Here is a 6,667-nt window from a genome sequence, read left to right on the forward strand (position 1 = left end):
GGGCACCCAGCCGCCACAGCCCTCCTGGGGACGCATGTTGGCCGAGGCCCAGACGCTGCTCTTTCAGGCACCGATGCTGGATGTCTACCCCGGGGTAGCCATCGCGCTGGCGGTGCTGGGCCTGAACCTCCTGGGCGACGGCCTGCGCGACCTGTTCGACCCCAAGCTGGCGCGTCGGCGCTGATTTTCCCAACACCATGACGACGCCCCTTCTGTCCGTCACCGACCTGCGGGTCGTGCTGCGCACCGCCCGGGGGCCGGCGGTGGCAGTGCGCGACCTGTCCTTCACGCTGGCGCCGGGTGACACCTTGGGCCTGGTGGGAGAGTCCGGCTGCGGCAAGTCGCTCACCGCGCTGGCGCTGATGGGCCTGCTCGCTGAGGGTGCGCAGGTCAGTGGCAGCATCCGCCTGAACGGCCGCGAGCTGGTCGGCCTGCCCGAGCGCGAGATGGCTGCGCTGCGCGGCGACCGCATCGCGATGGTCTTCCAGGAGCCCATGACCGCGCTCAACCCGGTGCACACGGTGGCCCGGCAGGTGGCCGAGCCGCTGCGCCTGCACAAAGGCTTGAATGCCGCCCAGGCTCGGGCCGAGGCGATCGCCCTGCTCGATCGGGTCGGCATTCCCGATGCCGCGCGCCGCGCCGACGCTTACCCGCACCAGTTCTCCGGCGGGCAGCGCCAGCGCATCACCATCGCCATGGCCCTGGCCTGCGGGCCCGACCTGCTGATCGCCGACGAGCCGACCACCGCGCTGGATGTGACGGTGCAAAAGCAGATCCTCGATCTGGTGCGCGGCTTGGTGGCCGAGCGCGGCATGGCACTGATCCTGATCTCGCATGACCTAGGCGTGATCGCCCAGAACGTGGCCCGGATGGTGGTGATGTACGGCGGCAGCCAGGTCGAAACCGGCCCGACCCGCGAGGTCTTCGCGCACCGCCGCCACCCCTACACCCAGGGCCTGTTCGCCGCCCGCCCAGCGCTCGTGGCGGTGCATCGGGCGCGCGGCACGCGGCTGCCCACCATCCCCGGCACGGTGCCGGAACTGGCCGACCTGCCGCCCGGCTGCCCCTTCGCTGGCCGCTGCGCCTGGACAGCTCCAGACTGCCATGTCACGCCACCGCCTGCAATCGACATAGGGCCCGGTCACCAGGCACGCTGCCTGCGGCTGGACCAGGTGCCCAGCGTGGGGGTGGAGGCATGAACACGCCGCTGCTGCAGGTAGAAAACCTGGTACGCCATTACCCGCTGCCGCGCGAGCGCCTCCTGCAGCCGCCCCCGGTGGTGCAGGCCTTGCGCGGGGTGAGCTTCACCTTGCAGGCCGGGCGCAGCCTGGGCATCGTGGGCGAGTCCGGCTCGGGCAAGTCCACCCTAGCCCGTCTGGTCATGGCCCTGGACCAACCCACCGCAGGCCGGGTGCTGCTCGATGGCCGCGACCTGCACACCCTGCCCCGCGAGACATTGCGCCGCGCCAGACGCGACTTCCAGATGGTGTTTCAAGACCCCTATGGCTCGCTCGACCCGCGTCAGACGGTGGCGCGCATCGTGACCGAACCACTGGCGGCCCAGGGCGAGCGGGACCGGACGGCCCTGCGCCGGCAGGCCAGCGAGGTGATCGAGTCGGTGGGCCTGCGCGCCAGCGACCTGGACAAGTACCCGCACGAATTTTCTGGCGGCCAGCGCCAGCGCATCGCGATCGCACGGGCCCTGGTAACCCGACCACGCCTGATCGTGGCCGACGAGCCCGTGAGTGCGCTCGATGTGTCGGTGCAGGCCCAGGTGCTCAACCTGCTTCAGGACCTGCAGGCCCAGTACGGCGTGACCTACCTCCTGATCAGCCATGACCTGGCGGTGGTGCACCATCTGTGCGATGAGGTCGTCGTCCTCTACCAAGGACAGGTGGTGGAGCAGGGACCGCCCGAGCGCCTGTTCGCCGCACCCGAGCACCCCTACACCCGCCAATTGCTCGACGCCGTACCCCGGGCCGAGCCCCCGCCCGCAGTGGGCACGCAGACCCAGCGCGCGGCGCTATAGTCTCCCCGGATTGCCCTTAGCCGTTCACCGACCCATTCATAAAGAGGAGAGTGATTTCATGAAGCGACGCAGCCTACTCACCCACTCGGCCAGCCTGGCCGCCCTTGCAAGCCTCCCGGCCGGCGCCCTGGCCCAGAGCCGCAAAGACAGCATGACTCTGGGCATGGCCCTGGAGCCGCCGGGCCTGGACCCGACCGCCGGCGCTGCCTCCGCCATTGCCGAGATCACCCAGTACAACATTTACGAGACCCTCACCAAGATCAACCCCGACGGCAGCGTTTCCCCGCTGCTGGCCGAGAGCTGGGAAGTCTCGCCCGACCTGCGCACTTACACCTTCCGTCTGCGCAAGGGCGTGAAGTTCCACAACGGCGAGGCCTTCAACGCCCAGACCGCCAAGTTCTCCTTCGTCCGCGCTGGCGCCGAGAAGTCGACCAACAAGGACAAGCGCACCTTCGCCACAATGGAAGTCGTGCAGGCGGTGGACGACCACACCCTGGTCATCGTGAACAAAGAGCTGGACCCAGACTTCCTCTTTCTCATGGGCCAGGCAACTGCGATCATGGTCGAGCCCAAGAGCGCAGACACCAACGCCACGAAGCCGGTCGGCACCGGCCCCTTCACCCTGGACAACTGGGTCAAGGGCTCCTCGGTGAGCCTGAAGAAATGGGACGGCTACCGCAACGCGGCGGCGATCAAGCTCAAGCGGGCCAACTTCCGCTTCATCTCCGACCCGGCTGCCCAAGTCGCGGCCCTGCTGGCTGGCGACATCGACGCCTTCCCGCGCGTCACACCGCGCAGCGTGCCCCAGTTCAAGGACAACCCGCGCTACCAGGTACAGGTGTCTGGCTCGCGCGCCAAGACCATCCTGGCAATGAACAACAAGAAAAAGCCGCTCGACGACGTGCGGGTGCGCCGCGCAATCGCCGCTGCCATTGACCGCAAGGCGGTCATTCAGGGCGCGGGCGACGGCTACGGCGCGCCTATCGGCAGCCACTACGTGCCCGGCTCGGTGGGCTATATCGACACCACCGGTATCAACCCCTATAACCCGGAGAAGGCCAAGGCACTTCTCAAGGAGGCCGGGGTCACCAACCTCGAGCTGACCATCACCCTGCCCCCGCCGCCCTACGCGCGCCAGGGCGGCGAGGTCATCGCCGCAATGCTGGCCAAGGTGGGCATCAACGCCAAGCTGCAAAACGTCGAGTGGGCGCAGTGGCTGTCGGGCGTGTTCGGCAACAAGAACTACGACCTGACCATCATTTCGCACGTCGAGCCCTTCGACATGGGCAACTTCGCCAAACCCGACTACTACTGGAACTACCAGTCGCCCAAGTTCAACGACCTGTACAACAAGTACAAGAACTCGCCGCGCGCCCAGGACCGCACCAAGCTCATGGCCGACATCCAAAAGCTCCTGGCCGAAGATTGCGTGCATGGCTTCCTGTACCAGCCGCAATGGGTGACGGTTGCCAACAAGGGCGTGCGCGGGCTGTGGAAAGACATGCCGGTGTTCGTCAATGACCTGTCCACCCTGGGCTGGGCCTGAGCGGGCTCGCATCGACACGTTTCACGCGTGACGGCCCTGCATGACCTGACCGCCACCGAGATGGTGGCGGGCTACCGCGCGGGCACGCTCTCGCCGGTGGAGGTGACGCAGGCGGTCCTGGCGCATATCGGGCGCTGGGAGCCGCACCTGCAGGCGCTTTACCTGCCCCGGCCCGAGCAGGCCCTGGCCCGGGCGCGCGAGAGCGAAGCCCGCTGGCGCGCCGGCCAGCCGCTGGGGCCGATCGACGGGGTGCCGCTGACGCTGAAGGAAAACATCGCCACCGAAGGCGACCCCATGCCCCTGGGCACGCGCGCGGTGCCGCTCACACCGCAAGCCGCCGACGCACCACCGGCGGCCCGGGTACGCGAAAGCGGCGGCGTGCTGTTGGCCAAGACCACCATGCCCGACTACGGCATGCTGTCCTCGGGCCTGTCGAGCTTTCACCCGCTCACCCGCAACCCCTGGGACCTGCGCATGAACCCGGGCGGCTCGAGTGCCGGTGGCGGCGCGGCAACAGCGGCCGGCTACGGCCCGCTGCATGTAGGCACTGACATCGGCGGCTCGCTGCGCCTGCCGGCCAGTTGGTGCGGGATCTACAGCCTCAAGCCCAGCCTGGGTCGCATCCCAATCGACCCACCCTACACCGGCCGGGTGGCCGGGCCCATGACCCGCACCGTGGCAGACGCGGCTCTGTTCATGCAGGTGCTGTCCCGCCCCGACTGGCGTGACAGCATGAGCCTGCCCGCGCAGGACATTGCCTGGCAGGCCGCCGAGGCCGGCCCCGAGCGTCTGAAGGGCCTGCGTATCGGCTTGCTGATGGAGGCCGGTTGCGGCCTGCCGGTGGCGCCCGAGGTGGCGGACGCGGTCCAGATGGCGGCGCGCCTGTTCGAACAAGCCGGCGCCCATGTGGTGCCAATGCAGCCCTTCATGACGCCCGCGCTGCTCGATGGCATGGACCACGCCTGGCGGATGCGCTCGAATGTGGACCTGCAGGCGCTCACGCCAGCCCAGCGCGAAAGCATCCTGCCCTTCATCCGTACCTGGGCGGAGAGTGCGCAGGGCATGGATGGCGCCACGACTTTCCGCGCCTTCCACCAGTTTCACCTCACCCGGGTGGCGGCGGTGCAGGCCTGCCAGCCCTACGACTACGTCCTCTCGCCGGTGGCGCCGGTGACCACCTTCCCCGCCGATTGGGCCATGCCGACCAACGACCCGCTGCGGGCGATGGAACACATCGGCTTCACTGTGCCCTTCAACATGTCGGAGCAGCCGGCGGCCTCGATCAACAGCGGCTACACGCAGGCAGGGCATCCGATTGGCTTGCAGATCGTCGGCCAGCGCTTTGACGACTTGGGGGTGCTGCAGGTGTCGTCGGCCTTCGAGAAGATGCGCGGGCCGCAGCGGGACTGGCCGCAAGCTCCCTTGCAAGCACCTGCGTAACTTCCCACTCGAGCCTGCATGGTGGCTTGCCTCACCGGCGAACGGGCGGGCGGGCGAACGAGCGAACAGGGAAGGTCAGCGCACAAAAGAAAACGGGCCTCGCGGCCCGTTTTCTTGGCGTCAGCCGCGCGCCGCGTGCACCTTGTCCATGAGCCGCTGCTGCACCTCGGGCGAGACGAACTTGTCGACCTCGCCGCCGAGCGTGGCGATCTCGCGCACGAAGGTGGAGCTGATGAACTGGTACTTGTCGCCCGGGGTGAGAAAGACGGTCTCGACGTCCGGCATCAGGCTGCGATTCATGCCGGCGAGCTGGAATTCGTAGTCGAAGTCGGTCACCGCGCGCAGGCCGCGCACCATGGCCTTGCCGCCGCGGGCGACGACGAAGTCGCGCATCAGGCCAGAGAAGCTCTCGACCTGCACCCTCGGGTAGGGCTTGACCGCCTCGCGCACCATGTCCATGCGCTCCTCCAGGCTGAACAGGGCCTTTTTGTGGTGGCCGGCGGCCACCGCCACGATGAGGGTGTCAAAAAGCTGGGTGGCGCGGCGCACCACGTCCTCATGCCCCAAGGTGATGGGGTCGAAGGTGCCGGGGTAGACGGCGATCACGGATTGGGCCACGGCGGTCTCCTGCACGGGGGCTTGCTGGTACGCGCCGGATTATGGGGCCTGCGCTACGGGGACAGACTCAGCCGCCGGCCGCGCCGCATCCACCCGCTCGAAGAGATGGGCATGCACCGCACCGGCCCGCAGATGCCGGCGCAGGGCCAGCCCGGGTGGCACCCGGTGCGCCGAGTCCGCATAGGCCGTGCCAGGCCTTGCGTCTGCCTCGGTCCAGGCCGCAGACGCCTCCAGGTACAGCCATCCGCCTGTACGCAGGGCGGGCAGGGCGGCGGCCAGGGCCGTGGCATAAAGCTCGGCCTCGAAGGGCGGGTCGAGCAGCACCAGGTCCAGGCTGGCCGGCGCCTGCCGCTGCAGCACCGTGATGCCGCTGGCGCGCACCACCTGGACCACCTGCGCGGCACCGGTCAGGCGCTGCACCACCGCCTGCAGGTCGCGGGCCTGGGCGGCGTCGTGTTCGACCAGGGTGACGCGGGCCGCGCCGCGCGAAGCGGCCTCGAGGCCGAGTGCGCCGGTGCCGGCAAAGGCGTCGAGCACCTGCCAGCCCACGAGGTCCTGACCGAGCCAGTTGAACAGGGATTCGCGCACCCGGTCCGGCGTCGGCCGCAGGCCTGGCCGGTCGGCCACCGGCAGCCGGGTGCGCTTCCACAGGCCACCGATGATGCGCACCTCGTGCGGGGCGCGCTGCGCCGCTGCGGGCGCAGTGTGAGCGGTACGTCGGGGAGCGGGAGCAGCCATGGGCGCAGAGCTTAACGGCAAGCCGGAGCGGGCCAGGAAGGCGCCGGGTCGTGGCCGTGTTGGCGCCCTCCGAACCCCTGGCCCTACAGCCTCAAGAACGGCCTCAAGGCGCGGGCCGCGGGGTGGCAGGCGCGTCCAGACGGGCGGGCTTGGCTCCCACGACGACGGTCACCATGCGCTCGGGCTGCAGCTTGCGGGCGAAGGCGGCGCGCACCTGCTCGCCGGTGATCGCCTCGACCTTGGCGGTCCAGGTGTCGAGGTAGTCCAGGGGCAGGTCGTTCCAGGCCATCGCCGCC

Annotated in this window: 6 protein-coding genes and 2 pseudogenes; 5 read left to right on the top strand and 3 right to left on the bottom strand. The window is 69.1% G+C overall.

Annotation, left to right across the window (positions count from 1 at the left end; genetic code table 11):
* The 5 genes and pseudogenes from QE494_RS07480 to QE494_RS07500 form a co-directional block, all read left to right on the top strand.
* Positions 1–184: pseudogene (locus tag QE494_RS07480) on the top strand (ABC transporter permease); the annotation flags it as partial.
* A gap of 13 nt (positions 185–197) precedes the next feature.
* A complete protein-coding gene (locus tag QE494_RS07485) occupies positions 198–1,199 on the top strand; it encodes an ABC transporter ATP-binding protein (RefSeq protein WP_300042298.1) in 1,002 nt (333 codons plus the stop codon).
* Entirely contained in the window at positions 1,196–2,029 is an 834-nt protein-coding gene (locus QE494_RS07490) for an ATP-binding cassette domain-containing protein (protein WP_300042299.1), read from the top strand. Before QE494_RS07485 ends, QE494_RS07490 begins: the two co-directional genes overlap by 4 nt.
* A gap of 58 nt (positions 2,030–2,087) precedes the next feature.
* Positions 2,088–3,575, top strand: coding sequence for an ABC transporter substrate-binding protein (locus QE494_RS07495; RefSeq protein WP_300042300.1), 1,488 nt, complete (start codon positions 2,088–2,090; stop codon positions 3,573–3,575).
* A gap of 27 nt (positions 3,576–3,602) precedes the next feature.
* Positions 3,603–5,015 (top strand): amidase, encoded by a 1,413-nt coding sequence (locus QE494_RS07500; RefSeq protein WP_300042301.1) that lies wholly within the window; start codon positions 3,603–3,605, stop codon positions 5,013–5,015.
* A 120-nt stretch (positions 5,016–5,135) separates the two neighbouring features.
* Here QE494_RS07500 and coaD read toward each other — a convergent pair whose 3' ends face one another.
* From coaD to QE494_RS07515, 3 genes and pseudogenes are all read right to left on the bottom strand, one after another.
* A complete protein-coding gene (gene coaD, locus QE494_RS07505; protein ID WP_300042302.1) occupies positions 5,136–5,633 on the bottom strand; it encodes a pantetheine-phosphate adenylyltransferase in 498 nt (165 codons plus the stop codon).
* A 39-nt stretch (positions 5,634–5,672) separates the two neighbouring features.
* Complete coding sequence (gene rsmD / locus QE494_RS07510; RefSeq protein WP_300042303.1) at positions 5,673–6,371, bottom strand: 16S rRNA (guanine(966)-N(2))-methyltransferase RsmD; 699 nt, start codon at positions 6,369–6,371, stop codon at positions 5,673–5,675.
* A gap of 103 nt (positions 6,372–6,474) precedes the next feature.
* Positions 6,475–6,667: pseudogene (locus QE494_RS07515) on the bottom strand (insulinase family protein); the annotation flags it as partial.

It is taken from the genome of Ramlibacter sp., from assembly GCF_029866045.1.
In the GTDB taxonomy this organism is placed as follows: Bacteria; Pseudomonadota; Gammaproteobacteria; order Burkholderiales; family Burkholderiaceae_C; genus Ramlibacter.